Raw genomic sequence first — 26,368 nt, 5'->3', positions numbered from 1 at the left:
TTGACTTTCCCGCCGTTCTAGCGCGCATCCCGGCGAAGTGGAATCACTTCGCCGAAGAGGATTCGCGCGAGATCTATATCTTGGGGCAAATCCTTATCGCCAAAGTCTTCAACTTTGGCGGGATTTGCCCTAGTGTTGGACCTGTAACAGTTCCGGGACGAGCGATGATACGATCTGACGGCGGATCGGCGCATGAGGACTTGGTGGACGGCATCTATGAAGCCGCCGTGCTGCCGGAGTTCTGGCCGCAAGTACTGCGCGGCTTCGCGGAGGTGGCGGAGTGCCGTGCCGCGGCGCTGGTCGCCACGCGGGCAGGGAGCTTCAAATGGATCGGCTGCTCGCCGCTCGCCGAGGAACTTGCGCGCCAGCATTACAGCTTCCCGGGCGGGGCGGATCGCTCGCGACGTCTTATGGCGATGAACCGGGCCGGGTTCGTCGGCGACCACGAGGTTTATACGGAAACCGAGATGCTTACCGAGCCGCTTTATGCGGAGTATCTGATCCCGACCGGCTTCGGGCGCGGCATCGCCACCGCGATCAATGTGCCGACCGGCGACACGATCATTCTGAGCGCCGAAGGCGATTACCGGCTCGGGCCGTTCACACCGGCGATCTTTCAGAGCCTCGACGGTCTCAGGCCGCATCTCGCTCGCTCGGCGCTGGTGGCGGCACGGCTTGCCTTCGAGCGGGCACGCACCGCAGTCGAGACCCTGTCGGGCCTGGGCCTCGCAGCCTGCGCGGTCAGCCGGGCGGGCACTGTGGTGGTCGCGAATACCGAGTTTGAAGCGGCCAAGGCCCTGTGGACGACACGCGGCCGTAACCGCATCGCGCTCACCGACCGGCGCGCTGACGAGATGCTCGGCGAAGCGCTCGGCCTGATCGCGACGGGGCTGGGGGTGCGGTCGCTGCCGCTTGTGCCGGAGGAAGATGCGCCGCCGGCGGTGCTGCATGTGGTGCCGATCCGGCGCGCCGCGCATGATCTTTTCGGGCAGGCGGCGGCCATCCTGGTCCTCACCACGGCTTCGACGGTGCCGACCGAGGCGACGCCGCTGCTCCAGGCGCTGTTCGATCTGTCACCGGTGGAAGCGGTGGTGGCGGCGCGGGTCGCGGCTGGGCAGACAGCTGAGCAAATCGCCCGCGCCGACGGCAAAAGCGTCGAAACCGTGCGCAACCAGCTGAAGAGCGTACTCGGCAAGACCGGCTGCCGGCGGCAAGTCGACCTTGCGCGGCTCCTGGCGCAGCTCGCCCCGGCGCGGTGAGGCACTTGTGAATTGGCCCGTGGGGGGCTAAGTCAGTCTTACGATATTGTGAGAAGCCTTTTTGTAGGATTTCCGAGATGGATGACATGAAGGGCCCGGCCGACAGCGCCGACAAAGCGCAGGTCCGCACCGTGCAGTCGATCGAGCGCGGCTTCGCCATCATCGACCTGATCGCGCGCGCCGACCACGCCTTGACCCTGGCCGAGATCAGCAAGGCGATCGGGCTCCATACCAGCACCACCTTCCATCTCCTGCGCACGCTCTGCGTCATCGGGCCGGTGAAGCAGGATGCCGACAAGAAATACCGCATCGGGCCTTATATCTATGGCCTCGCGGCGAGCGCGGCGACGGAGGCCAATCTGGTCGCCGACGCCATGCCGCATCTCGAATGGCTCGCCAATGAAACAGGCGAGACGACCCATATCGCGGTGATGGCCAACGACATGGCGGTCATCCTGGCGCGCCATGAAGGCAAGGCCACGGTCAGGCTGTCGGAACGCGTCGGCGCGCAGCGGCCGGCCTATTGCACGGCGATCGGCAAGACGCTGCTGGCCCAGCTTTCCGACAAGGATATCGAGGCCTATCTGGCACGCAACAAGCTCACATCCGTCACCGACAGCACGATTACCAGCCCGGAGCGGCTCCTTGCCGATCTGAAGGAAGCGCGCCGGGTCGGCGCCGCCTATGATGACCGCGAATTCAACGGCGAGCTCAGATGCATCGCCGCACCGGTGCGCAATTACTCCGGCAAGGTCATCGCGGCGCTCGGCCTTTCGGGACCGCTGTGGCGCGTGAGCCTGCAGCAATTGCCCGAGCTCACGCAAAAGGTGATCGTAGCCGCCAACCGGCTGTCGGCGGAGCTGGGCTTCTCGGAAGGCAAGGCCAAGGCCTGAGTCTCACAGCGGGTTCGGATTTATCTCTGTTTTTACGCTCCACCTCGTGGGCAAGCTGCAGGATTCACACATCCTTCTCCTTCCCCCGCTTTGCGTGGGAAGGAGGAGATGTGCGAATGAATTGGGAGAGCCTCATAGGCGGGAGGGCTCTTCCGATCGCGCGGAAAGGTTGAGAAGAGCACCCTGATCCTGCCGCCAAGCATTCGACACTTCCAGATCCCAATCCCGGCGTTTCGCGTCGATCCTCCCGCAAGGGGGTGAGGGTAAACGCGTCATCCACAGTATTTCTACATTGTCGGTTGACATCCGATATTGTGAGATATACGAACCAGACCCAGAGAGGCCGCACCAGACGGTCCGGCCAGGTCGATAATTTCCGAGGGAGCCGATGGGAAAGATGAAGGGCGCTGAAATCATTGCCGAATTTCTCGCCAAGGAAGAGGTGCCCTATATTTTTGGCATCTGCGGGCATGGCAATGTCGGCATCCTCGACACGCTTTACGACTATCAGGATAAGATCAAGCTGATCTCGCCACGCCATGAGCAGGTGGCCGGCCATATGGCGGATGCCTATTTCCGCGTGGCGCACAAACCGGTGGCGACGCTCACCTCCTGCGGGCCGGGCTCGGCCAATATCGTCATGGCGACCGCCTGCGCCCAGGCCGATTCCTCGGCCTTTCTCGCCATCACCGCCAATGTGCCGACCTCGCAATTCAATCGCGGGCCGTTCCAGGAATCCTATCAGCATTTCCAGGGCGACTTTCCCTCGGTGATGCGGCCTTATGTGAAACGCTCTTTCCAGCCGTCGCGGCCGGAGATGCTGCCGCTCGCTTTGCGCCAGAGCATGAATCTCATGGTGTCGGGACGCCCGGGCCCGGTGCATCTCGATGTGCCCTATGACGTCTTCCAGGAAGAGGCCGACGTGACGGTGACGCGGTCCGACGCCAAGGGCACGACGATCCGCTCCGGCGTGGCGCGCGAGACCATCGCCGAGATCGCCGATCTCGTCGCCCGCGCCGAACGTCCGGTGCTATTCGTCGGCCATGGCGTGACCTTGTCGGAAGCCTCCGCCGACCTGACCCAGCTCGTCGAACGTTTCGCCATTCCGGTGATCAGCTCACCCAATGGCATGGGCACGCTCGACATGTATCATCCGCTGTCCTTGGGCTTCATCGGCCGCAATGGCGCATATCCGGCGAACCAGGCGGGCCGCCATGCCGATCTCGTCATCGCGGTCGGCGCGCGTTTCGACGATCGCTCATCCTCGACCTGGATCCAGGGCTATTCGTGGAATTTCCCGGCGACCAAGCTCGTCCATATCGACATCGATCCGGCCGAGATCGGCCGCAATTATCCGGTCACCATCGGTGCCACCGCCGATGCGCGCACTTTCCTGCGCCAGCTGGTGGAAGAGCTTGCCGGCCGCGGCGCTTTCGACGCCAACAGCCGTTTCGCGCAATGGCGCAAGGCGATCGCCGGCTGGCAGCGCGAATGGCAGGACTTCCTCAAACCCGATGAGACAGAGAGCACATCTCCGGTCAGGCCGGAGACGATCGTCGCCGATCTGCAGCGCATCCTGCCGGCCGACACGATCCTGAGCCTCGATTCAGGCCAGCATCACAACTGGTTCATGCAGTTCTGGAAAGCGCGGCATCCGCAAGCCATGCTCAATTCCTGGGGCTTCTCGGCGATGGGCTTCGGGGTATGCGGGGTGCTCGGCGCGGCGCTCGCCGCCCCCGGCCGGCCGCATGTGGCGGTGGTCGGCGATGGCGGCTTCACCATGGCGCCGCATGTGCTGTGCACGGCGGTCGAATACGACATCCCGGCGATCTGGATCGTGTGGAACAATTTCGCCTGGGGCGCCATCCGCGACCTGCAGCATGGGCTGTTCGACGGGCGCGAGATCGGCACCGCCTTCCATCACGGCTCCAACAAGGACGCCTATAATCCGGACTTCGCCGCGATGGCGCGCTCCTGCGGCGTCGAGGGCCTGACGGTCAAACATGAGGACGAGCTTGGCAGCGCCGTTCAGCATGCGCTCCGCCTCGGCAAGCCCTGCCTGATCGACGTGCATGTGCGCTCCGACATCAAGCCGCCGAGCACCGGCACCTGGCAGTTGCCACCGCTTCAGCATCGCGAGCCGGTCTTCGGCAGCCGCGTCCTGTTCTGATCCCGAGAGGCTCCGATGACGAAAGACCACAAAGACGCGCCGATGCTGATCGCCGGCGCCTGGCGCAGCTCCAAGAACCAACATCCGATCGTCGATCCCTATCGCGGCGACACGGTGGGCGCCTCGGCACAGGCGACCCTGAGCGATCTCGAAGACGCCATTGCCGCGGCGCGCAAAGGAGCGGACGCCATGGCGGCGATGCCCGGCCATGAGCGCCAGAACCGCCTGCAAAAGGTGGCGGGGCGGCTTGCCGCCGAGAAGTCGGAGATCGCCAAGCTGCTCAGCCGTGAGAGCGGCAAGGCCGTGCGCGATTCGCAAGGTGAGATCGACCGGGCCGTCGACACGTTCTCGCTGTCGGCGGGGGAAGCGATCCGCATCGAGGGCCGCCATGTGCCGCTCGACGGGTCGGCCATGGGGGCGGGGCGCTATGCCTTTCTCCTGCGCTTTCCGGTCGGCGTCGTGGCGGCGATCACGCCCTTCAATGCGCCGGTCAATCTCACCGCGCATAAAGTCGCGCCGGCGCTCGCCGCCGGCAATGCGATCGTGCTGAAGCCACCGCCGCAGACGCCGCTCGCCATCCAGCGGATGATCGAGATCGTCCAGGAAGTGGGCTTTCCAGAGGGCGCGCTCAATGTGGTGCATGGCGGCGCCGAGATCGGCAAGGCGCTGGTTGCCCATCCGGGCGTCGACTTCATTACCTTCACCGGCTCGACCCAGGCGGGCACGGCGATCAAGGCCGGCAGCGGCTTGAAGCGCGTGGCGCTGGAGCTCGGCGGCAATGGCGTGACCATCGTCCATTCCGATGCCGATATCACCGCGGCGGCGACCGCCTGCGCGCGCAATTCGATGCGCCTTGCCGGGCAGAGCTGCATCTCGGTGCAGACGGTGCTGGTCGAGCGTTCGCGTTTCGACGCCTTCGTGGCCATCCTGCTCGACAAGGTGAAGGAGCTAAAGCTCGGCGATCCGCTCGATCCGGCGACCGATGTCGGCACGCTGATCGATGAGGCGGCGGCGAAGCGGGTCGAAAGCTGGGTCGATGATGCGCGGAAAAATGGCGCGAAGGTCCTGACCGGTGGTGTCCGCCACGGCGCCGCCCATGAGCCTACCGTTCTCGTCGACGTCAAGCCGCAGATGGAGGTGGTGTGCAACGAGGTCTTCGGTCCGGTCGTCAGCATCCTTCCTTATGATGATTTGAGCGAGGTCGTCGACTTCACCAATCGAAGCCGTTTCGGGCTGCAATGCGGTATCTTCACCGCCTCGAATCAAACGACCTTCGATCTCGTGCGCAAGCTCAAGACCGGTGGCATCATCGTCAACGGGACATCGACCTGGAGGACCGATCAATTGGCCTATGGCGGCGTCAGGGATAGCGGCATGGGGCGCGAGGGGCCGCGTTATGCGATCGAGGATATGACCGATCAGCGTCTCGTCGTCTTCAATCTTTGAGGCATGCCGGGCAGAAGAAAATGGATGGAGGAACACCAATGACAAGCGCCCGAAAGCGCCCCGCGGCATTCACCCGGCCGGAATTCGAAGCGCGCATGGAGCGCGCCCGCGCGCTGATGACGGAAGCCAAGCTCGACGCGCTGCTGATCACGTCGGAGTTCAATTTCAATTACCTGACCGGGCTCGTCACCCCCTTCTGGCTGAGCCTGACGCGGCCGTGGTTCTTCATTCTGCCGCGGGTGGGTGACCCGGTCGCCATCGTTTCCGAGCATGGCGCGGTGGTCATGCGCGCCACCTCGGCGATTGACCGGATCGAGACCTGGCCGTCGCCGCAGCCCGGCGATGAAGGCGTGTCGCTGGTGAGCTCCACTCTCGCCAACGTGAAACGTGAATTCGGCTGGATCGGCGCCGAGCTCGGGCCGGAATGCCGGCTGGGCGTGCCCTTCAACGATTTCCTCGCCATCCGCGACCGTATCCAGCCTTTGACCTTCGTCGATTGCAGCAAGCTCATGGCGCGGCTGCGCAGCGTGAAATCACCGGGCGAGGTGGCCCGCATCAAGCTTGCCGGCGACATCGTCTGCGACAGCCTCGATGTGCTGCCGAGCCTTTATGAGCCGGGCGACAGCGAGCGCAGCATCGCCCGCAAGCTCAGCCTGCATCTGATGCAGAATGGCGCCGATGCGGTGCCCTATCTGATCTCGACCTCCGGCCCCGGCGGCTATACCTCGACCATCCTGCCCTCGACCGACCGGCCGATGCGGAAGGGCGATGTGCTGCTGCTGCATGTCTGCGGCCAGATCGACGGCTATTTCACCGATGTGCCGCGCATTTTCGGCATCGGCGAGCCCGACAAGGCGACGAAACATGCTTACGACCTCGTCTGGCGTTCGACCGAGGCCGGGCTCCAGGCGATGAAGCCCGGCGTGCGCACCCGCGATGTCTGGCACGCGCAGTATAAGGTGCTGTCGGGCGAGGGGCCGGCGGCACGCGGCGAGCGCATGGGCCATGGCATCGGTTTCCAGATCACCGAGGCGCCCTCGATCACGCGCAATGACGATACCGAGCTCACACCGGGCCTCGTGGTTTCGGTCGAGCCCAATCTCACTTATGGCAATGGCTGCGACATCACCATCGAGGAGATCCTGGTGATGACGGAGACCGGCAAGGAAGCACTGAACCGCCGCACGCCGCGCGAGATCACCGTGATCGGGGCTTGAACGGCAAGGAACCAGGGAGGAAACAATGACGATCATCGAGAAAATCGAAAAAGACACCAGGCCCGTCGAGGACATTCCGGGCGTCGCCTTCTTCAACGGCAAGTTCGTGCCGGTGAGCGAGGCGACGGTTTCGGTCTTCGATTTCGGCTTCACCCGCTCGGACGTCACCTATGACGTCGCGCATGTGTGGCAGGGCAGCTTCTTCCGCCTGGAGGCGCATCTCGACCGCTTCTTCGCTTCGATGGACGCCCTGCGTTACAAGATCCCCTATAGCCGCGATGAAGTCCGCACGATCCTGATGGAATGCGTCAAGCGCAGCGGCTATCGCGATGCCTATGTGGCGATGATCTGCACGCGCGGGCGCCCGCCGGTCGGTAGCCGCGACATGCGGCTGTGCCAGAACCGCTTCATCGCCTATTCCATTCCCTTCGTTTGGCTCGCTTCGCCGGAAAAGCGCGAGAAGGGGCTGCATGTCATCATCGGCTCCACCTTCCGCATCCCACCCGGCTCGGTCGATCCGAAAGTGAAGAACTTCCACCATCTCGATTCGGTGCGCAGCATCTGGGAAGCCTATGACAAGGGCGTCGATTCGGTGTTCCTGCTCGATTATGACGGCAATGTCACCGAAGGGCCGGGCTTCAATGTGTTTGCCGTCATCGGCAACAAGGTGGTGACACCCGATGCCGGGGTGCTCGAAGGCGTGACACGGCGCACCGTGCTCGAGCTCGCCAGGGAGCAGGGATTTGTGGCGGAGGAGCGCAAGCTCAGCGCCGAGGAATTGCGCGGGGCGGACGAGGTATTCATCACCTCGACCGGCGGCGGCGTGATGCCGGTGACGCGTCTCGATGGGCGCATCTACGGCAATGACCGGCCGGGCGCCGTGACGTCGCGCCTGCGCGACGGCTATTGGGCGCGCCACGGCCAAGGCCCGGATGCGACGCCGGTCGAGTACAACTGAGCGGACATAACTGAGCGGGCAAGCCGGTGGAGCAGGCCATGGCAGTCGAGGCATCGCCTTTCGGCGTGAACACCTATTCCTACATGTATGCCATGAGCGCCGTCGATTGCCTTCGGCATCTCATGAAGGAGGGCTATCGCAGCTTCGAGCTGATGATGTTTCCGGGCCATCTTTGGCCATCGGAACTGTCAAAGCCTGAGCGCCTGGCGCTGCGCCGCCTCGTCGATGCCGAAGAGATCACCATCAGCGGGCTCAACCAGCCCAATATGGATCTCAATCTCACCGGGGCGACGCCGGAGATGCGTGCCTATACGCTGGCGCTCATGCGCGGCGGGCTCGAGCTCGCTGCCGATCTGGGCGCTCCGGCGTTGATCATCGGGCCGGGCAAGCCCAATGGGCTCCTATCGCTGCCGCGCGAGACGACGCTCAGCTGGTTCCATGACGGGCTCGCGACGTTGAATGCCGTCGGCAAGCGGCTCGGCGTGCAGCTCCTGGTCGAGAACATGCCGATGTCGATCCTGCCGCGCGCCGCCAATCTGATGACGGCGCTCGCGGAGCATGGCGATGACGGGATCGGTATCGCTTATGACATCGCCAATGCCGCCTTCCTGCAGGAGGATTTGGCCGAGAGCCTGGAGCTCCTGAAGCCGAGGCTCAAAGCGGTGCATCTCTCCGATACACGCGCTGATGTGCCGGAGCACCGTGCCTTCGACACGCCGCACGGCATCGTGCCGCTCGAAACGCTGGCGCGGAGCATTACGGATCTCGATCTCGGGTCGGTCCTCGTCTTCGAGATCATCTCGACCAACCCCGACGCCGATCTCAAGCAGAGCGCCGCCGCGCTCACGCGTCGGCTCTGAGCGATGGGCGCGCCCGGCACATCACCTTTGGGGCCCGAGAGCCTGCGCGGCTATCTTTTGCTGGCGCCGGCGCTGGTGGTGGCCTTCGCCATGCTGGTGGTGCCGCTCCTGGCGCTGATCGTGCTGAGCTTCTGGAGCCAGGATTATTTCACCCTGGTCAAGGAATTCACCTTCAAGAATTACGCGGCGATCTTCGCGCTTGCCGACAAGCCGATCGATTTCCTGGCCAATCCCTTCGGCATCTTCGAGAAGCCGATCTATCTGACGCTCTTGTGGCGCTCGATCAAGATGTCGCTCGTAGCGACCCTCATCGTCGTGCTGCTCGCTTATCCCATGGCCTATTTCCTGGTCTTCCGGGTCAAGCGCCACAAGCTCGTCTGGCTGATCCTGATCACGGTGCCGTTCTGGACCAGCTATCTGCTGCGCGTCTTCGCCTGGAAGGTGATCTTAGGGTTCAATGGCGTGATCAATTCCGGGCTGATCTCCCTCGGCCTGATCGACAAGCCGCTCGAATTCCTGCTCTATAATCCGATCGCGGTGACGGGCACGCTCGCCCATAGCTGGGCCGCCTTCGCGATCTTACCGATCTATGTCTCGCTCGAGAAGATCGACCGGTCGCTGCTCGAGGCGGCAACGGATCTCGGCGACGGGCGGTTGAGGCGTTTCCTGCGCGTGACCTTGCCGTTGTCGATGCCGGGGGTGATCGCGGCCACTTTGCTCGTCTTCATCCCGACGGTCGGCGATTACATCACGCCGACGCTGGTCGGCGGCACCGAAGGCGTGATGATCGGCAACATCATCCAGTCGCTTTTCGGCAAGGCCAATAATGCGCCGCTCGGCGCCGCGGTGTCGATCATCGCCATGCTGGCGATCACATTGCTCGTCTGCCTCTTCCTTAAGCTCGTCGGCCCCGGCCGGTCCTCGGCCAAGGGAGCGCGCGCATGAGCCGGCTGTTCCGCTTCGACGCGCTTTTCCTCTATGCGGTGCTCTACCTGCTGTTCCTCTATGCGCCGGTACTGCTGCTGCCTTTGTTCTCCTTCAATGACAGCATCTATATCGCCTTCCCTTTGAAGGGCTTCACCTTCGAATGGTACCGCCAGATGGCGGAGAACGGGCCGCTGATCCAGGCGCTGCAGAACAGCCTCAAGCTCGCGGTCACGGTGTCGATCATCTGCACGGCGCTGGGCCTTCTCGCCGCTAAGGGGCTGACGCGTCCATATCTACCCGGCAAAAGGCTCATCACCGGGTTGCTGCTGCTGCCGCTGGTCGTGCCGGTCCTCATTCTGGGCATCGGGCTTCTCGTCATCGCGCGGCAGATCTTCGAGATCCCGCTGTCGCTCTTCACCGTCGGCGCCGGCCATGTGCTGCTCTGCCTGCCTTTCGCTACTTTGGTGCTGACTTCGCGGCTCGAGGGTTTCGACCGCAGCCTCGAGGAGGCGTCCCTCGATCTCGGCGAAAGCGCCTGGCGTACCTTCTGGCGGGTCACCGTGCCCTTGGCGTTGCCCGGCATCGTGGCGAGCCTGCTTCTCTGCTTCACCATATCCTTTGATGAATTCGTGCTCGCCTTCTTCCTCGCCGGCAATGAGGCGACGCTGCCGATGTTCATCTTCAGCCAGCTGCGCTTTCCGAACAAGCTGCCGGGCGTGCTGGCGCTGGGCAGCCTGATCCTGCTGTTTTCCTTCGTCGCGGTCGCTCTCTCCGAATGGCTGAGGCGGCAGGACGTTCAGGCCAAATGAGGCGCGATCCATGACCGCATCCGAAACCTATATTTCCATCCGCGGCGTCGGCAAATCCTTCGGCGCCTTCCAGGCGGTCGACGACGTCTCCTTCGACATCGGGCGCGGCGAGTTCTTCTCGCTCCTCGGCCCCTCGGGCTGTGGCAAGACGACCTTGCTGCGCATGCTGGCGGGCTTCGAGCAACCGAGCCGCGGCGAGATCCTCATCGACGGCCAGCCGATGTCGAACGTGGCGCCGAACCGGCGCCCGACCAATATGGTGTTCCAGAATTATGCGATCTTCCCGCATCTCGATGTGCGCGCCAATATCGGTTACGGCCTGGCGCGCCTGCGGCTGCCGAAGAGTGAGCTCAATGCGATCGTCGATCAGGCGCTCGAGACGATCAAATTGCCGGGTTATGGATCGCGCCGGCCGGACCAGCTGTCGGGCGGCCAGCGCCAGCGCGTCGCTCTGGCGCGGGCACTCGTCTGCAAGCCGAAGGTACTGCTGCTCGATGAGCCGCTCGGCGCGCTCGACAAGAAACTGCGCGAGGAGATGCAGCTCGAATTGCGCCAGATCCAGCGCCAGGTCGGCATCACTTTCGTCTTCGTGACGCATGACCAGGAAGAAGCGCTCACCATGTCTGACCGTATCGCCATCATGGCGAAGGGCAAGGTGCTGCAGATCGATACGGCGACACGCATCTATGAGACGCCCAATTGCCGGACCGTGGCGGAGTTCATCGGCACGATGAATTTCTTCGACGGCGTCGTGAAAGCGGTGCGCGGCAACGAGATCGAGATCGATGGAGGTCCGCTCGGCACATTGCTGTCAGGCGTGAGCGAGCATCGCCCGGTGACAGGAGAGCGGGTTTCGTTGGCGGTCAGGCCGGAGAAGCTGCGGCTCCTTAAGAGCGCCCCCGCGCCCGGGCCCAACATGATCGCCGGCCGGATGGGACCTGAAGCCTATCTCGGCGACCGCAGCCATTATTACGTCGAGGCGGCGGGCCATCCCCGGCGCATCGCGGTCGCCACCCAGAAGCTCACCCGCAGCGTCGAGTCGTGTGTCGATGAAGGGCAGGGCGTCTGGCTCAATTGGACGCCGGAGGCCTGCGTTCTCCTGCCGGTAAGTTGATATTGCTATAATAGCGGTTGACATCCGATAATAGCAAATATACCAGATTGTCAGGGAAACGACCCAGAAAGAGGGCAGAAATGACCAGGAAAATCGAACTCTCCGAATTCAAGGACGGGCTTACCAAAAAGGCTTTCACCCGGCGCGACATCCACAAGGCGTTGATGGCGGTGGGCGTCGGTGTGCTGACGCTGCCTTATATTCGTCCCGCCGCGGCGGCGCCGTCGATCTCGATCGCCACCTGGGAGGCCTATTCGTCGCCCGATCTGCATAAGAAATTCACGGAAACCTATGGCGGCTCGCCGGCGGTCCAGCTGTTCGCGGACAATGAGGAAGCGCTGCAGCGCATGCGCGCCGGTGCACTTCCGACGCTGGCGCAGCCGGGCAGCGCCGTCCTCAAGCGCTTCCATGATGCCGGACTGCTCGCGCCCATTGATGTCTCAAAACTTCCGAATTACGCGGATGTCTTCCCACAGTTGAAAACGCTCAGGGGCATGAAGGTCGGTGAGGACGTGGTGGCGGTGCCGGCGGCCTGGGGCAACAGCTCGGTGATCTATCGCCGCGATCTGGCGCCCGAATATGTCGAGAACCAGAGCTGGAACATCCTGTGGGATCCCAAATATAGCGGCCGTCTGGCCCAGCGCGATGGCATGGATTCGGTGACCGTGGTGGCCGCCCTCGTGCTCGGTATCGCCGATCCCTACAATATGTCGGATGACGATCTGGCCAAGATCCGCGCCAAGCTGGTCGAGCAGCGGCCGTTGCTGCGCTTCTACTGGACCAACGAAACCGATATGCAACAGGCCATGGCGTCGGGCGAGATCGTCGCCGCCTATGGCTGGAACAGCTCCTATTCGACGCTCAAGAGCCAAGGCGTCGATGTCGGCTATATGACGCCGAAAGAGGGGCGGCTCAGCTGGGTCGACGTCACGGTGCGCGTCAAGGGCGGGCCGGGCTCGGAGGAGGAGGCGCTCGCCTATATCGACGCCTTCATCTCGGCCGAAAGCGGCAAGGTCCTGATCGACAAATTCGGCTATGGCTCGCCCAATGCGAAAGCCTATGCGATCACCGATACCAGCCGGCTCGAGGAGCTCGGCATCGATAATCCCGACAAGGTGCTGCAGGGCGGGCGCTTCTATGAGGAGTTCGCGCCCGAGGTCAACGCCAAGGTCAATGCCATGTTCGAGGAAGTGAAGGCGGGGATTTGATCCGATACCCTCTCCCCCGTTGGGGGTGAGGGTATGTTTTTGTTGAGGAACATCTTCTGTGACGAGCCCGGCGGAATTCGACTACATCATCGTGGGTGGGGGCTCGGCGGGGGCAATCGTCGCCAATCGCCTGTCGGCCGATCCGAAGCTGAGGGTGCTGCTGCTCGAAGCGGGGCCGGCCGACCGCGACAGCGACTGGACGGTCAGGATGCCTGCCGCGATGGGCATCAATTTCGAGCGCGCCAAATACAATTACCTCTATAATTCCGAGCCCGAGCCCTATCTTAACGGCCGGCAGGTGTTTCATCCGCGCGGCAAGATCCTGGGCGGTTCGTCCTCGATCAACGGCATGTGTTATACGCGCGGCAATCCCAATGACTATGAGCGCTGGGTGAGCGAAGGGGCGGCGGGCTGGTCCTATGCGGACGTGCTGCCCTATTTCAAAAGGCTCGAGAGTTTCGAGGGCGGCGATGATCTCTATCGCGGCCGTTCCGGTCCCGTGAAGGTGCGCAATGGGCCGTTGAGCTTCTCGTCCTACAACACGTTTCTGGCGGCGGGCGAGCAGGCAGGCTATCCGCGGACGGCCGACATCAACGGTCCTCAGCAGGAGGGCTTCGGCCTCTTTGACCGCAATACCGACGATGGGATCAGGGCGAGCACGTCCTGGGCCTATCTGCGTCCGGTGCGCGGCCGCAAGAATCTCAGCATCATCACCGAAGCGACCGCTGACAAGGTGCTGGTGGAAGAGGGGCGCGCCCGCGGTGTCGCCTATATCCAGAGGGGGCTTCGCAAGGAGGCGCGCGCCCGGCGCGAGGTCATCCTGTCGGCCGGCGCCTTCAACAGCCCGCAGATCCTGCTGCGCTCCGGCATCGGTCCGGGCGAGGCCCTGCGCAAGGCCGGCATCGCGCTCGTGCATGAGCTGCCGGGTGTCGGGCGCAATCTGCAGGATCATCTCGAATTCTATCTGTGCTGGACCTGTCCGCCGGCGGCGTCGCTCAATCCGCGGCTCACCAAGCTCAGCAAGGCGTTGATCGGCCTGCGCTGGATGCTGACGCGCAAGGGCCTGGGCGAATCCAATCATGACGAGGCTGTGGCCTTCGTCCGCAGCGAGGCCGCGCTCGGCTATCCCGATACCGAGATGCAATTCATGCCGTTCCAGACGGCGACCGGCTATGTGCCGCAGCCGTCTCCCGCGGGTTTCTCCATCGCCATCTGCCACCAGCGGCCGAAGAGCCGGGGGCAGGTCGAAATCCCCTCGGCGGACCCGTTGGCGGCGCCCCACATCACCTTCAACTATCTCTCGACCGAGTTCGACCGGCAGAAGGCGATCACCTGTGTCAGAATTGCGCGCAACATTGTTGCGCAAAGGGCCTTTGATGGGGTGCGGGGGGAAGAGCTCAGGCCCGGTCCCGATACGACCTCGGATGAGGCCGTGCTGGAATTCTGTCGCAATACTGGCACCAGCGGCTTCCATCCGTCCGGTACTTGCCGCATGGGACCCAAGGAAAATGCGCAATCGGTGGTTGATTCCGATGGTCGGCTGCAGGGGGTCGAGGGGCTGCGTGTCATCGATGCCTCGGTTTTTCCGAGTGTCACCACCGGCAATACCAATGTGCCGGTGATGATGGTGGCGGAAAAGCTCGCCGACGCGATCCTGGGCCGCAAGCTCGATCCCCTCAAGGCGCCTTTTGCCGGCCGGCTCGGCAATGTTCAGTTGAGTGTTGCGAAGGCGCAACCCGCCGTCTGATTTTGTTGCGGACTCACGTTAAGTAAGTCACTATACTGACTTACACGGTGAGAGGGACGGGCAGATGGGGATACCGCAACGAGCGGCGGCGCGTGGCTATGCGAGGCGTCGGCTGACAGCGATCCGGCTTCTCCTTTCGGCGCTTCTCGGCATTTCCGCATTGATCGTACCGCGCGAAGCACAGGCGCAGGCCACCTGCAGCATCGATTTCAGCGTTCCCTATAATTCTGCGGCGTATAATCATGTGATGAGCATGACGGAGAACTTCGACGAGTTCTCAGCTTGCGATACGAACTATATATTGCATCCCGGTTCGCCGAGTTCAGGTTTTTCGCCCTATACCCAGAGGGGAACGACGCAGGGAGGCGGCTCGTATGTGACGGCGGTCAACACCGCGGATGACACGCTCACCTATACACCGGCAGCAAATTTCTCCGGCACCGACACCTTCACAGTATGGTTCTGCAACGACAATATCGGCTGCAATGTCGCCAATAACCGTCTGGCCACGGTCACAGTGACGGTTGGTCCTCCGACACTGTCGATGACGCCGGCCGCTGGCGCGCTTGCGGGAGGGACTGTCGCCACGGCCTATCCGGCCGTCACACTCACCGCGTCCGGCAGCGCTTCGCCTTATGCCTTCACCGTTTCCTCGGGCACCTTGCCGCCGGGCCTGTCGCTGGGCACGGTCACCTCGCCCACCGGCACGTCGAGCACCGCCCAGCTGTCGGGCACGCCGACCATGGCGGGCACCTATAACTTCACCATCGAAGCAGCCGACAGCTCGACCGGCACGACACCGCCCGACGGCAAGCTCCGTATCTCACGCGCCTATTCGATCACAATCGCTCCCCAGCAACCGGTCGCCAATCCGGTGGCGGCGACGGTTGGTTATGGCAGTACGAATAATCCGATCACGCTCAACATCACCGTGGGGACGCCGCAGACTGTCGCGGTTGGCACACAGGCGACCCATGGCACGGCGACCGCCGTCGGCACCACGATCACCTATACGCCTCATGCGGGATATGGCGGCCCCGACAGCTTCACCTATACGGCGACCAATAGCGCCGGCACCTCGGCGCCCGCCACGGTGACCATCACAGTCAGCCCGCCGACCATCACGGTCAATCCGTCGACCTTGCCCAATCCGGTGACAGGCATTCCCTACAGCCGGACAGTGACGGCGAGCGGCGGCACCGGCCCCTATACCTATAGTGTCCCGCCTGGTGATTTGCCGGCCGGCCTCTCGATCGATCCGAGCAGTGGGGTGATCTCCGGCACACCGACCGGCGCGGGAGCGTCCAGTTTCACGGTGACGGCTCAGGATTCGAGCACCGGCGACGGTCCCTATACCGGCGACCGTACTTATTCGGTCACCACCGTGGCGCCCAATCCGCCGATCGCTGGCGCGGTCAGCGCGACGGTGGCGTACAACAGCACCAGCAATCCGATCACGCTCAGCATCACCGGGGGCACGCCCGCCAGCGTTGCGGTTGCAACGCAAGCGAGCCACGGCACCGCCACCGCCTCCGGCACATCGATCACTTATACGCCGACCAGCGGTTATTTCGGCCCCGACAGCTTCACCTATACCGCCACCAATGCGGACGGCACCTCGGCGCCGGCCACGGTGACGGTCACCGTCAACCCGCCGCCGCCTGTGGCCAATGCAGTTACCGCGCCCGCCGTGGCCTTCAACAGCTCCAATAATCCGATCACCCTCAGCATCACTGGTGGTGTTCCCACCAGCGTTGCCGTTGGAACGCAGGCCAGCAACGGCACCGCCACCGCCAGCGGCACATCGATCACCTACACGCCGACGGCCGGCTATTTCGGGCCGGACAGCTTCACCTACACGGCGACCAATGCCGGTGGCACCTCGGCGCCGGCGACGGTCTCGATCACCGTCAATCCGGCGGCGCCGATCGCCAACGATGTCAGCGCCACGGTGGCGGCGAACAGCGCCAACAATGCGATCACGCTCAACATCACCGGGGGAGCGCCGGCCAGTGTCGCGGCCGGGACAGCGGCGCATGGGACGGCAACGGCGGTCGGGACGTCGATCACCTATACGCCGACGGCCGGCTATTCCGGCGCGGACAGCTTTACCTATACCGCGACCAATGTAACCGGCACCTCGACGCCAGCCACGGTGTCGATCACCGTGACGCCGCCGACGCTCACTCTGTCGGCGATCGCCACGACCGGCGAGGCGGCGACTACACCATATTCATCGACCATCATCGCTTCACTCGGCACCGCGCCTTATGAATTCGAGCTTATCAGCGGGAATCTGCCGGATGGGCTCGATCTCGATCCGGACACCGGTGCGATAACCGGCACACCGGCCGCGGTCGGTCCGTTCAGCTTCATCATCACCGCCACCGACGTCTATGGCGCGACCGGGGCTCAGGCCTATCTGATCACCATCGGCGCACCGACGGTGGCGATCACCTCGCCCGCGGCAGGCGCGCTGCCGGCGGCGACGACCGGCACTGCCTACAGCGAGAGCTTCACCGCGAGCGGTGGCACCGGCACGCATAGTTTCGTGGTCCTCGCCGGCCTGCCGCCTGGACTGTCGCTTTCGCCGGGCGGTGTGCTGTCCGGCACCCCAAACGAGGCGGGCACCTACAGTTTCCTGGTCACGCCGAGCGATGGAACCGCGCCCGGCATGGGCGGCCCCTTTACCGGCGCTTCCGTGGCTTACACACTGACCGTCATTGATCCGGTCGTTGCGATCAGCGCGCCGGCGGCGGGCGCGCTGCCGGCGGCGGCGACGGGCTCCGCTTACAGCCAGAGCTTCACCGCGAGCGGGGGCAATGGCTCTCATACATTCGCTTTTGTGCCGGGCTCATCGGCGCCTCCCGGCATGACGCTCTCGGCCGCCGGCGTCCTGTCCGGCACGCCCAATGCGGCGGGGAGCTACAGCTTCGACATCATCGCCACGGACGGCACGCCCGTCGGCGACGGCGGTCCGTTCGCCAGCGTCGCGGTGACCTACACGCTCGAAGTCACCGATCCCACCGTCGCCATCAATTCACCGGCGGCGGGCGCGCTGCCGGCGGCGACGACCGGCACCGCCTATAGCCAGAGCTTCGGCGCGACGGGCGGCAATGGCTCTCATACATTCGCCATTGCCTCGGGCTCATCAGCGCCGCCCGGCATGACGCTCTCGGTCGCCGGCGTCCTGTCCGGCACGCCCAATGCCGCCGGTAACTACAGCTTCGACATCATCGCCTCGGACAGCACGCCCGCCGGCGATGGCGGTCCGTTCGCCAGCACCGCTGTCACCTACACGCTCGAAGTGACCAACCCCACCATCGTGATCACGGGTCCGGCAGCGGGTGCACTTCCCGCAGCGGCGACGACAGGCGTCGCCTATAGCCAGAGTTTCACCGCCAGCGGCGGCAATGGCGCGCATGTCTTCGCCTTCGCCGCCGGCTCATCCGCACCTCCCGGCATGACGCTCTCGACCGCCGGCGTCCTGTCCGGCACGCCCAATGCCGCCGGTAACTACAGTTTCGACATCATCGTCTCCGACAGCACACCCGCCATCGACGGCGGTCCCTTCGAAAGCGCTGCCGTGTCCTATTCGCTCGCCGTCACCGATCCGACGGTGACCGTGACCGGTCCGACACCGGGCAGCGCGCTCAATGCTTATTCCAGCGCCGCCTTCAGCCAGACCTTCACCGCGACGGGCGGGCAGACCCCGCATAAGTTCACGCTGACCGGCACTTTGCCCACGGGCCTGAGCTTCAGCGAAGACGGTGTCCTGTCCGGCACTGTCACCCAGACCGGTGCATTCAGTTTCACGGTCAGGGCGACGGACGCCACGCCGGTCGGCGATGGCGGTCCGTTCTCCAGCAGCGCTGAGAGCTACACGCTGACGGCCCATGACGACACGCCGCCGGTCTTCGACACATTCCCGGACGATATCACCGTCGAGGTCGACCCGCCTTTGACGGGCAAGATGGTGACCTGGAGCGGGCCGACCGCGACCGACAATATCCCAGGCGTCACCATCACCCAGACCTCCGGATTAGCCAGCGGCGCAACCTTCCCGCTGGGACCGACGGTGAACACCTATGTCGCGCGCGATGTCGCCGGCAATGAGACGACCGACAGTTTCACCGTCACGGTGGTGCAGCGCGCGCAGGGCCGCGTGACGATGGTCATCAACACGACGGTCGACGGCACCTTCAACTTCTCCTCACCCGAGACGCCGCTCAATTTCTCGGTCAGCACCACATCGGGCAGCGGCTCATCGGGCGCCATCGGCGTCAATCCCGGCACCTTCCCGATTTCCTTCAGCGTGCCGCAGAGTTTCGACGTGGCCGAGGCGACCTGCAGCGACGGGGTGAGCACAATCGATCCCAAGACGCGCAGCGGCAGCATCACCGTCGTGTCGGGCGTCCAGGTCACCTGCACGCTGTCGGCCTCCGATATCAGCAAGACGACCGGGCTCATCGGCCAGCTTCTGGAAGCACGCTCGCAGCTGATCCTCACCAACGGGCCGGAGTCCACCCGCCGCATCGAACGGCTGACCGGCAATTATTCGGGGCAGGGTGGCGTGTCGGGCTTCGGCATGAGCTTCGGCGGCGACATGCTGCCTTTCGGCCTGCGCTTCACCGAGCGCGATGCCACTTTCAGCTACAGCCTGCGCCGCGCCATGGCGAAGGACGACCGGAGTGAAGATGAGCAGGGGCTTCGTTTCGACGGACTCTATGCCGACCGCAACAACGACGCGCCGCTCAATCCCTTCGATATCTGGGTCGAAGGCAAGTTCGCCCGCTTCAATGCGGAAGGCGGTGACGGCAATTTCGCCATCCTGCATGCCGGCGCCGATTATCTGGTGACGCCGGGCCTGCTCCTGGGGCTCGGTGGCCAGCTCGACTGGACCGACCTGGAGGGCGAGGACGATGCCGAGATGGACGGTTTCGGCTATATGATCGGGCCTTATCTGACGGCGCGCCTGTCGGAGAACTTCTTCTTCGACGCCCGCGCCGCCTGGGGGCAGTCCTATAACACCGTGTCGCCCTTCGGCACCTATGACGACGAGGTCGATGCGACGCGCTGGCTGATCTCGGGCGCGCTCATCGGACGTTTCGATTTCGACCGGCTCACGATCCAGCCCAAGGCCGAGGTCGCTTATTTCGAGGAGAAGAGCGAGGAGTACGAGGACAGCCTCGGCTTCGACATCCCCTCCGTCAAGACGTCGACCGGCACCTTCACCTTCGGTCCGCGCGTGAGCACCCAGATGGAGCTCAATGACTTCACCAGGCTCGAGCCTTTCGTCACGCTGGAAGGCATCTGGACCTTCGCCCAGGAGAACACCGCGACCACCGTAGCGGAAAGCCCGGGCCTCGAGGACAAGGGCCTGCGCGGGCGGGGTGAACTCGGCTTCACGCTGTTCGGCGGAGGCTCATCGTCACTCTCGGCCTCCGGCTTCTATGACGGGCTCGGCAGTGCTGATTTCGAAGCCTGGGGTGGTGAAATCCAGCTCAAGCAGGAGTTCTGAAGTCAGGCTGGAATTAGGAAACGAATTGCTGTAGCCATGCGCGCCGGGTGGGGCCTGTAGCTCAATGGTTAGAGCTGACGGCTCATAACCGTCTGGTTGGGGGTTCGAGTCCCTCCGGGCCCACCAACATGTCTTTCTGTGAAACTCGGGCTGCGCCTCAAATCATGAAAACACATCGTTTTACTGCCACCCAGTGGCACAATGTGCTGGGCACCTTGCCGGCGGCCCTTACGGTCGCCTCAGGTGATATTGTGATCACCGAAACGATCGATGCGCATGGCTTCGACAAGGACGGCGTGCAGCGCGCGCCCGAACCCAATCCGATGAACGGCCCGATCTTCGTCACCGGCGCTGAGCCCGGTGATGCATTGAAGATCGAGATTTTGCGCATGACGCCGATCCGGGCGACCGGGTGGACGCGCGCGGCGCTCGCCGGCAATGTCGTCGATCCGGAATTTGTTCGTGGCCTGCCGCCGCGGGACAAGGCGAATTGGCGGATCGACAGGCAGGGGCTGACCGCCACGCTCGAGCCCGCCGTGCCGGGGCTCGAAGATTTCGTCCTGCCGCTCGAACCGATGATCGGCTGCTTCGGCGTGGCGCCGGCCGGCGGCCAGGCCTTTTCCACCGCGACCAGCGCGGAGAATGGCGGCAATATGGACTATCGGGGCTTCGGTCCCGGCGCCACCGTGTGGTTTCCGGTCGCCGTACCGGGCGCTCTCTTCTTCGTCGGCGACTGCCATGCGACGCAAGGCGATGGCGAAATCGTCGGCACGGGCATCGAGACCTGCTTCGAGGTCGAGATACGTCTCACGGTCGAGAAAGGCCGTTCGCTCGTGTGGCCGCGCGGCGAGAGCGCCGACGACATCTATTCGATCGGCAATGCACGGCCGCTCGACCAGGCGCTGCAGCACGCGACGACCGACATGTTCAACTGGCTGACCAGCGACTACGGTCTGTCCCCCAAGGCCGCGAGCCACCTGATGGGCCAGGTCGTGCGCTATGATGTGGGCAATGTCTATGATCCGGCCTACACTATGGTCTGCCGCATCGCGAAGAAATGGCTGCCGAAGCGGTGAAGCTCGACGGGCACTAGGTGGGATCGAGCCCCTTACGAGATATATTTGAGGCCAATTGCCTTCTCGAAAGCAAATGCCCGTCGATCCAAATCGCTCCTTTTTCATCACTCTTGTCGAGAGCAGCCTTTGCCTGTCTGAAACGCCTTAGTTTCCAAGCTGCATAGGCTTTATGAAAGTAAGCCGATGAGGTGAAGGACTGAAAGGGAAATTTTTTATCAACCTCAATGAGTTGATCGGCAGTCGCAATCGCCTGCTCATGATCGCCCTGGTTGATCAATGTCAGGAGTAAATCGTAAAATTCTCCACGATGAAGGTCGTTTGCATCAACTATGGACTGTTGCGCCTCCACACTTTCGGAATCCCGCCCTTCGCAACCCAGGATATACGGAATCAACAAGGAGATGCGGACGTGTTCATCCTCATCTCTGGCTTTGTCAATTTTGGCCCGACATAAAGCGATCGCGTCTCTGAATTTGGATTGTTCGCACAATTCAAAGACCTTCGATCTGAGCGCTCTATAGGTGGCCGTCATGTTCCCCTGAAATAGTTCGGAAAAAAGAGATTTCTCGGTCTTTTGCCTGGGTGTTATCAAAATCTGTCAGGTTCTTCGTTGTTGTTCAAGACGAACTTCTCATCGGCAGGCAAGCTACAGCGCGGAAGCATTGGCAATTCATCCGTCAATCTGTTGTGTTTTATAAGAAACACTCTCCGAGCTTGGCCGCCCAGTGTGGGCGTCATGCGGCGCCCTCATCGCCGGTTTCTAGATTCCGGTACAGCGCCAGCAAAACACGATGTGTTGTCGCGAGATCTGCGACCGGAATCCCTTGCGCGAGCTTGTTGATCCAGGGGGCCTGGAGGCGCATGGCGGACTCGAAGGCCTGCTTGCCTTTGTCGGTCAGCACGACGAGTTGCGCCCGCCGGTGATGCGGGTTGGTCTCGAAGGCGACGAGGCCCTCCTTTTCCAGATCATTGACGATCCGCTGTACATTCTGGCGGTTGGCGCCTGTGTCGCGCGCCAGCCAGGCGACCGGTTGCGGCCGCTCGGCCGCGATGATGGTGCCGAGAACCTGCCAGCGGGCGCTGGTGAGGCCGAGGCCGGACACGAGCCTGTCGCCGCCGGTCAGGATCCCGTTGTTCAGCCGGAACAAGTCGAGGATGAGATCGCTCAGCGCCGTGCCGGCCGGCGTCCGCTTGGTTTCGCGCATTTGTCACCATGTATTTTAATTGACATCATAATGTCAATATGATTGTGTCTATTGTGCTGTATTGACATCATGATACCAAATAAGAAGGAGTTTGCCATGCCGCAATTGCGCCCACTCGACCCCGCTTTTCCGATCGACCGCCAGATCGGCCTCGACGCCGCCCCGGTCGTGCTCGTCAATATCATGACTCTCGACAAGGCCGACGAGGAGACCTTTCTCAAAGCCTGGCAGAACGATGCCGCCTTCATGAAGCGGCAGCCGGGCTTCATCTCGACCCAGCTTCATCGCGCGGTCGGCGACAGCCCGACCTATCTGAACGAGGCGGTGTGGGAGTCGATCGCCGATTTCCGCGCGGCTTTCACCCATCCGGAATTCCGGGCGCATATTTCGGCCCATCCGGCTTCCGCTGTCGCGTCGCCGCATCTGTTCCAGAAGGTCGCGGTGCCGGGCATCTGCGTCGCGTGAGCATGCGTCCACAGATTACATTTTCGTAGCCGAAGGCGGCGAGGGAACTCGCTGCCCGCTCGCGCGTCATCGGATCGACTCGTGTGCATGGAACCGCCTTCATCGCCTGAGGGGCCGAAGGAGGACGACATGGCCGACATCCATCCCAACATGGAAGGCGCCGGCGCGCCGATCCACGACTGGACCGAGCATCTGGCCCTGGACAAGAAGCAGACCTATGACTTCTTCATCAGCCTGCTGCGCGCCGCGCTGCTGCTGATCGCGTTCGCCCTGACGGGGCTGGTGTCCTTCGCCTTCGGGCATATCATGCCGGTGGGCCTGGGCTTTTTCGTCATCGCGGTGGGCGCGCTCGCCGTCATCATCGACATGGCCCGGCACTCGCATTTCGGCCTGGCGCTTTCTGTGTTGGCATTATCCGCCCTGGTCATCGCCGTCAGTGCGACGCATTAGATCACGATGAGTTTGGGTTGAATCAACCCAAACTCAGAAACGTGATCGATTCCCATATGTTAGCGCGGGATTCTCGCGAAAAACCGGCATCCACTTTTTCGCATCCCGCGCTAACAGCGCAGGGCTTCACACCCGCATCGGCTGATTCTTGCGCCGGTCGGGCGGCTCGATTTCAGGGCTGGCGGGCGGCTTTCCCGGTTCCGGCGGGATCGGATCCGGCTTGGGCGCCGGCGGTTCCGGCTGATCGGGCGTTTCAGGGGTGGGGATTGTAGCCATGGAACTTCAACCCGACGGCGGAATGAAAGTTCCGAGGTGCAATTTTCTTGGAACCATATGGCGCCCACCGCGTAGACCCTGTGTCCTGTGACTTCTGGTTTTCGCCACTTTCGATCAGGACAGGGCCGGTCCGAGCTGCCTCGCGCAACCGGACCGGCTTCTCATTCATCGATGGAAGGGAACAGCCATCCGGCGAGTTGAAGGGAGGGCGCCCTGCCGCGTCATTGCGGAAAGCGAGGAGATAACCATGAAGATCAGGGAATGCATGAGCACTGATGTCCGGATCGCGCGGCCGGACGACACGTTGGAAACCGTCGCCTTGGCAATGGCCGAGATCGACGCCGGCGTCATGCCGGTGAGCGAGGACGATCGGCTCGTGGGCATGATCACCGATCGCGACATCGCGGTTCGGGGCGTGGCGCATGGGCTTGGACCGGAGGACCTCGTCGGTGATGTCATGAGCACCGAAGTTATGTATTGCTTCGAGGACGAGGCGGTCGAACAGGTGCTCAATAATATGGGAGACATCCAGATTCGGCGCCTGCCAGTGCTCAATCGCGACAAACGGCTGGTCGGTATCGTGTCGCTGGGTGATCTCGCCAAGACCGATGTCCGAGCGAAGACCGGGACCACGCTGGGCGACATTTCACGCAAGGGCGGTCTCCATTCGCAGACGACCGACGGTATCGGTCTGGCGCTGGACTGAGCAATGACTGTCCCCGCATCGCGGTCGGAACCTTCGCCGTCGTCATCGATCTTGCGCGGCGGGCGAGCTTTCGCTTCTCGCTCAGCCTGCTCGCCGCGGCAATGCTGGTGACGGCGGCGAATGTCGCGTGACTCAAGTTTGCCTGATATGGCAGACGGCTTCGATCCGCTGACCGTCGGGGTCCTTGAGGAAGGCGGCGAAATAGTCCTCGGCATATTCATCACGGATGGCGGGCGCGCCGTCGTCTGATCCGCCGGCGTCGATGCCCCGGCGATAGAACTCCTCCACGGTGTCCCGTGAAGCGGCCTTGAAGGCAATGTGGACTTTCGGATCCGGGCACCAGCCTTCACCACCCTGATGAATGCTGAAATCATCCTCGCCGTCTCGTCCGTAGGCGGCGTAGTCGGCACCTTCATAGAGGCAAGTGATGCCCAAAGGCGCCAAGGCCGCGTCATAAAAACGCCTGGCCGCCTCGATATTGCGGACCCCGATAGAGAGGTGATCGAAAATCGGCATGTTTCACAATTCCCTGAATGAACCGGCCACGCCAATAGAAGCGATTCAGCCTGAAACAGGTTCCTTGGCGAAGGGGAGGGTATGAGTGCTATGATCAAGGCCCCATCCCGGTAACCCGCGCGTCCATCACTTTCCTCACATGCCGAAATCCCCGCAAAGCGCCCCAGACGCCCTGCTGCGCGAGGCCGATGTCGCGGCCGAGAAGTTCGTGGCCGTGGCGCGCATGCTGGTCGCCGTGGCGCTGCTCATCGCCGTCGAATTCGCCTTCTCGCGCGGCCCCATGGTCGATGTCGGTGTCGTCGAGGCGCGCACGGGCGCCCGCATCGTCATCGGTATCTTGTTTCTCACGGGCGCGCTGGCTTATGCGCTCCTCCGCTTCGGCTTTTGGTCACGCTGGATCGCTTATGTCACGGTGACCATCGACATATTGGTCATCGGCCTGTCGCTGACCGGAGACCTTCTCGAGGCGCAATTGCCCGGCCGTTTCGCCGCCGCTCTCCCGACCGCGGTGGCGGCACTGCTGGTGCTCGCGGTCGGCTCTCTGCGCCTGAGACCCGCCGTCCAGATCTACAGCCTCGTGCTCATGCTGGCGCTCCTCACCGTGGCGCTCAATATCGATCATCTGACCGACGCGACCGAAACGGATTCGGTCGGCGTCGCGGTCTATCAATTCTTCGGGCCGACCGCCAATACCGCCCGTCTGGCGATGTTCATCCTCTGCGGCCTGGTGCTCATCGCCGCCGCCTGGCGCGGTCAATATCTCCTGCGCCACGGCGTCGAGGAGTCGATGCGGCGGACCAACCTGGTGCGTTATCTGCCGACCGAGCTGGCGCCCATGCTGGCTTCCGGCAATGTGAACGAGCTCCGCTCCGGCCGGCGCGCCCGCGTTGCGCTGCTGTTCATCGACATCCGCAATTCGGTGGCGATGGAAGAAGCGCTCGATCCGGCGCTGCTCGCGCAAGTGGTGAGCGCTTTTCGCAGCCGCGTGCGCCTGGCGGCCGAGCGGCATGGCGGCATCGTCGACAAATTCGTCGGCGACGGCGCCTTCCTCGTCTTCGGCATTCCGGATCCGCGCGACGATGACGCCAGACGCGCCATCGCCTGCGCCAAGGCCATTCTGGCGGATCTCGCCGAATGGAACAGAGCCCGGCTGAAAGCGGGTGACGATGAGATCGCGGTCGGCATCGGCGTGCATGAAGGCGAGGCCTTCATCGGCGCGGTCGGCGACGACACGCGGCTCGAATTCACCGTGCTCGGCGACACGGTCAATGTCGCCAACCGCCTGGAGCAGGCGACCAAGCAGCATGAGGTGGCGTTCATCGCCTCGGCCGAGACGCTCGGCAAAGCGGGCGAGGACCTTGCGCTATGGCGCGATCTCGGTGCCGCCGAGCTACGCGGCAGGCCGGAGCCGCTGCATATATTCGGCTTTCCGCGCTGAGGCGCGGTTCCGGCAGTTTCCAGAAAAGATTGGTTTTTGGGCGGCGCGCGCTTAGAGCGCCGTTGACAATTTCATTATCATATGATTTCTTAAATAAAAAATACTAT

At 63.2% G+C, this 26,368-nt stretch carries 22 protein-coding genes and 1 tRNA gene; 19 read left to right on the top strand and 4 right to left on the bottom strand.

Translation table 11 applies throughout. The annotated features are described in order from the left end of the window. The first annotated feature begins 164 nt into the window (after positions 1-164). The 15 genes from JHL16_RS12900 (at position 165) to JHL16_RS12830 (ending at position 21,205) form a co-directional block, all read left to right on the top strand. On the top strand, positions 165-1,259 hold the full coding sequence (locus JHL16_RS12900) for a helix-turn-helix transcriptional regulator (RefSeq protein ID WP_200185249.1): 1,095 nt from the start codon (positions 165-167) through the stop codon (positions 1,257-1,259). A gap of 77 nt (positions 1,260-1,336) precedes the next feature. Further along, positions 1,337-2,152, top strand: coding sequence for an IclR family transcriptional regulator (locus JHL16_RS12895; protein WP_200185248.1), 816 nt, complete (start codon positions 1,337-1,339; stop codon positions 2,150-2,152). A gap of 397 nt (positions 2,153-2,549) precedes the next feature. Further along, the gene (locus JHL16_RS12890) at positions 2,550-4,322 is read left to right on the top strand and encodes a thiamine pyrophosphate-binding protein (protein ID WP_246770929.1); all 1,773 of its coding nucleotides are present in this window, start codon (positions 2,550-2,552) and stop codon (positions 4,320-4,322) included. Positions 4,323-4,337: 15 nt separating this feature from the next. Beyond that, the gene (locus tag JHL16_RS12885; protein ID WP_200185246.1) at positions 4,338-5,768 is read left to right on the top strand and encodes an aldehyde dehydrogenase family protein; all 1,431 of its coding nucleotides are present in this window, start codon (positions 4,338-4,340) and stop codon (positions 5,766-5,768) included. 38 nt (positions 5,769-5,806) lie between these two features. Further along, complete coding sequence (locus JHL16_RS12880; protein WP_200185245.1) at positions 5,807-6,985, top strand: M24 family metallopeptidase; 1,179 nt, start codon at positions 5,807-5,809, stop codon at positions 6,983-6,985. Between the two features lie 25 nt (positions 6,986-7,010). Next, entirely contained in the window at positions 7,011-7,943 is a 933-nt protein-coding gene (locus JHL16_RS12875) for an aminotransferase class IV (RefSeq protein WP_200185244.1), read from the top strand. 38 nt (positions 7,944-7,981) lie between these two features. Beyond that, on the top strand, positions 7,982-8,803 hold the full coding sequence (locus JHL16_RS12870) for a sugar phosphate isomerase/epimerase family protein (protein ID WP_200185243.1): 822 nt from the start codon (positions 7,982-7,984) through the stop codon (positions 8,801-8,803). 3 nt (positions 8,804-8,806) lie between these two features. Beyond that, the gene (locus tag JHL16_RS12865; RefSeq protein ID WP_200185242.1) at positions 8,807-9,748 is read left to right on the top strand and encodes an ABC transporter permease; all 942 of its coding nucleotides are present in this window, start codon (positions 8,807-8,809) and stop codon (positions 9,746-9,748) included. Next, a complete protein-coding gene (locus JHL16_RS12860) occupies positions 9,745-10,539 on the top strand; it encodes an ABC transporter permease (RefSeq protein WP_200185241.1) in 795 nt (264 codons plus the stop codon). Before JHL16_RS12865 ends, JHL16_RS12860 begins: the two co-directional genes overlap by 4 nt. Positions 10,540-10,549: 10 nt before the next feature. Next, the gene (locus JHL16_RS12855; protein WP_200185240.1) at positions 10,550-11,653 is read left to right on the top strand and encodes an ABC transporter ATP-binding protein; all 1,104 of its coding nucleotides are present in this window, start codon (positions 10,550-10,552) and stop codon (positions 11,651-11,653) included. Positions 11,654-11,733: 80 nt separating this feature from the next. Further along, positions 11,734-12,861 carry an ABC transporter substrate-binding protein gene (locus tag JHL16_RS12850; RefSeq protein ID WP_200185239.1) on the top strand — a complete coding sequence of 376 codons (1,128 nt, stop codon included), beginning with the start codon at positions 11,734-11,736 and terminating at the stop codon, positions 12,859-12,861. 58 nt (positions 12,862-12,919) lie between these two features. Further along, complete coding sequence (locus JHL16_RS12845) at positions 12,920-14,608, top strand: choline dehydrogenase (RefSeq protein WP_200185238.1); 1,689 nt, start codon at positions 12,920-12,922, stop codon at positions 14,606-14,608. 64 nt (positions 14,609-14,672) lie between these two features. Continuing rightward, positions 14,673-20,129, top strand: coding sequence for a putative Ig domain-containing protein (locus JHL16_RS12840; RefSeq protein WP_200185237.1), 5,457 nt, complete (start codon positions 14,673-14,675; stop codon positions 20,127-20,129). Between the two features lie 50 nt (positions 20,130-20,179). Next, positions 20,180-20,255 (top strand) — tRNA-Ile (locus JHL16_RS12835). Between the two features lie 38 nt (positions 20,256-20,293). Continuing rightward, positions 20,294-21,205 carry an acetamidase/formamidase family protein gene (locus JHL16_RS12830; RefSeq protein WP_200185236.1) on the top strand — a complete coding sequence of 304 codons (912 nt, stop codon included), beginning with the start codon at positions 20,294-20,296 and terminating at the stop codon, positions 21,203-21,205. A 13-nt stretch (positions 21,206-21,218) separates the two neighbouring features. On the opposite strand, the gene JHL16_RS12825 is transcribed toward JHL16_RS12830, so the two are convergent. Continuing rightward, complete coding sequence (locus tag JHL16_RS12825) at positions 21,219-21,737, bottom strand: tetratricopeptide repeat protein (protein ID WP_200185235.1); 519 nt, start codon at positions 21,735-21,737, stop codon at positions 21,219-21,221. 202 nt (positions 21,738-21,939) lie between these two features. Continuing rightward, complete coding sequence (locus tag JHL16_RS12820; RefSeq protein WP_200185234.1) at positions 21,940-22,410, bottom strand: MarR family winged helix-turn-helix transcriptional regulator; 471 nt, start codon at positions 22,408-22,410, stop codon at positions 21,940-21,942. Positions 22,411-22,506: 96 nt separating this feature from the next. Between JHL16_RS12820 and JHL16_RS12815 the strand changes: the two genes are divergently transcribed. Together JHL16_RS12815 and JHL16_RS12810 are read left to right on the top strand one after the other, a co-directional pair. Beyond that, positions 22,507-22,875 carry an antibiotic biosynthesis monooxygenase family protein gene (locus JHL16_RS12815; protein ID WP_200185233.1) on the top strand — a complete coding sequence of 123 codons (369 nt, stop codon included), beginning with the start codon at positions 22,507-22,509 and terminating at the stop codon, positions 22,873-22,875. A 129-nt stretch (positions 22,876-23,004) separates the two neighbouring features. Beyond that, a complete protein-coding gene (locus JHL16_RS12810) occupies positions 23,005-23,325 on the top strand; it encodes a hypothetical protein (RefSeq protein ID WP_200185232.1) in 321 nt (106 codons plus the stop codon). 126 nt (positions 23,326-23,451) lie between these two features. On the opposite strand, the gene JHL16_RS12805 is transcribed toward JHL16_RS12810, so the two are convergent. After that, positions 23,452-23,601 (bottom strand): hypothetical protein, encoded by a 150-nt coding sequence (locus JHL16_RS12805; RefSeq protein WP_200185231.1) that lies wholly within the window; start codon positions 23,599-23,601, stop codon positions 23,452-23,454. 247 nt (positions 23,602-23,848) lie between these two features. On the opposite strand from JHL16_RS12805, the gene JHL16_RS12800 reads away from it, so the two are divergent. Further along, positions 23,849-24,307, top strand: a complete 459-nt coding sequence (locus JHL16_RS12800) for a CBS domain-containing protein (RefSeq protein ID WP_200185230.1) — start codon at positions 23,849-23,851, stop codon at positions 24,305-24,307. Positions 24,308-24,439: 132 nt separating this feature from the next. On the opposite strand, the gene JHL16_RS12795 is transcribed toward JHL16_RS12800, so the two are convergent. Then, positions 24,440-24,823: a VOC family protein gene (locus JHL16_RS12795; RefSeq protein WP_210346018.1), complete on the bottom strand. Its 384-nt coding sequence runs from the start codon at positions 24,821-24,823 to the stop codon at positions 24,440-24,442. A gap of 139 nt (positions 24,824-24,962) precedes the next feature. Here JHL16_RS12795 and JHL16_RS12790 point away from each other — a divergent pair, with 139 nt between their 5' ends. Continuing rightward, on the top strand, positions 24,963-26,261 hold the full coding sequence (locus tag JHL16_RS12790; protein WP_200185229.1) for an adenylate/guanylate cyclase domain-containing protein: 1,299 nt from the start codon (positions 24,963-24,965) through the stop codon (positions 26,259-26,261). The last annotated feature ends 107 nt before the right edge of the window (positions 26,262-26,368 follow it).

The organism is Taklimakanibacter albus (assembly GCF_016595235.1).
Classification (GTDB): Bacteria; Pseudomonadota; Alphaproteobacteria; order Rhizobiales; family Aestuariivirgaceae; genus Taklimakanibacter; species Taklimakanibacter albus.
This window is presented reverse-complemented; position numbering and strand designations above follow the sequence as displayed.

Excerpts from the sequence above, each read along its gene's own strand:
- JHL16_RS12900 (WP_200185249.1), top strand. The coding sequence starts at position 165 with ATGATACGATCTGACGGCGGATCGGCGCATGAGGACTTGGTGGACGGC.
- JHL16_RS12895 (WP_200185248.1), top strand. The coding sequence starts at position 1,337 with ATGGATGACATGAAGGGCCCGGCCGACAGCGCCGACAAAGCGCAGGTC.
- JHL16_RS12890 (WP_246770929.1), top strand. The coding sequence starts at position 2,550 with ATGAAGGGCGCTGAAATCATTGCCGAATTTCTCGCCAAGGAAGAGGTG.
- JHL16_RS12885 (WP_200185246.1), top strand. The coding sequence starts at position 4,338 with ATGACGAAAGACCACAAAGACGCGCCGATGCTGATCGCCGGCGCCTGG.
- JHL16_RS12880 (WP_200185245.1), top strand. The coding sequence starts at position 5,807 with ATGACAAGCGCCCGAAAGCGCCCCGCGGCATTCACCCGGCCGGAATTC.
- JHL16_RS12875 (WP_200185244.1), top strand. The coding sequence starts at position 7,011 with ATGACGATCATCGAGAAAATCGAAAAAGACACCAGGCCCGTCGAGGAC.
- JHL16_RS12870 (WP_200185243.1), top strand. The coding sequence starts at position 7,982 with ATGGCAGTCGAGGCATCGCCTTTCGGCGTGAACACCTATTCCTACATG.
- JHL16_RS12865 (WP_200185242.1), top strand. The coding sequence starts at position 8,807 with ATGGGCGCGCCCGGCACATCACCTTTGGGGCCCGAGAGCCTGCGCGGC.
- JHL16_RS12860 (WP_200185241.1), top strand. The coding sequence starts at position 9,745 with ATGAGCCGGCTGTTCCGCTTCGACGCGCTTTTCCTCTATGCGGTGCTC.
- JHL16_RS12855 (WP_200185240.1), top strand. The coding sequence starts at position 10,550 with ATGACCGCATCCGAAACCTATATTTCCATCCGCGGCGTCGGCAAATCC.
- JHL16_RS12850 (WP_200185239.1), top strand. The coding sequence starts at position 11,734 with ATGACCAGGAAAATCGAACTCTCCGAATTCAAGGACGGGCTTACCAAA.
- JHL16_RS12840 (WP_200185237.1), top strand. The coding sequence starts at position 14,673 with ATGGGGATACCGCAACGAGCGGCGGCGCGTGGCTATGCGAGGCGTCGG.
- JHL16_RS12830 (WP_200185236.1), top strand. The coding sequence starts at position 20,294 with ATGAAAACACATCGTTTTACTGCCACCCAGTGGCACAATGTGCTGGGC.
- JHL16_RS12825 (WP_200185235.1), bottom strand. The coding sequence starts at position 21,737 with ATGACGGCCACCTATAGAGCGCTCAGATCGAAGGTCTTTGAATTGTGC.
- JHL16_RS12820 (WP_200185234.1), bottom strand. The coding sequence starts at position 22,410 with ATGCGCGAAACCAAGCGGACGCCGGCCGGCACGGCGCTGAGCGATCTC.
- JHL16_RS12815 (WP_200185233.1), top strand. The coding sequence starts at position 22,507 with ATGCCGCAATTGCGCCCACTCGACCCCGCTTTTCCGATCGACCGCCAG.
- JHL16_RS12810 (WP_200185232.1), top strand. The coding sequence starts at position 23,005 with ATGGCCGACATCCATCCCAACATGGAAGGCGCCGGCGCGCCGATCCAC.
- JHL16_RS12805 (WP_200185231.1), bottom strand. The coding sequence starts at position 23,601 with ATGGCTACAATCCCCACCCCTGAAACGCCCGATCAGCCGGAACCGCCG.
- JHL16_RS12800 (WP_200185230.1), top strand. The coding sequence starts at position 23,849 with ATGAAGATCAGGGAATGCATGAGCACTGATGTCCGGATCGCGCGGCCG.
- JHL16_RS12795 (WP_210346018.1), bottom strand. The coding sequence starts at position 24,823 with ATGCCGATTTTCGATCACCTCTCTATCGGGGTCCGCAATATCGAGGCG.
- JHL16_RS12790 (WP_200185229.1), top strand. The coding sequence starts at position 24,963 with ATGCCGAAATCCCCGCAAAGCGCCCCAGACGCCCTGCTGCGCGAGGCC.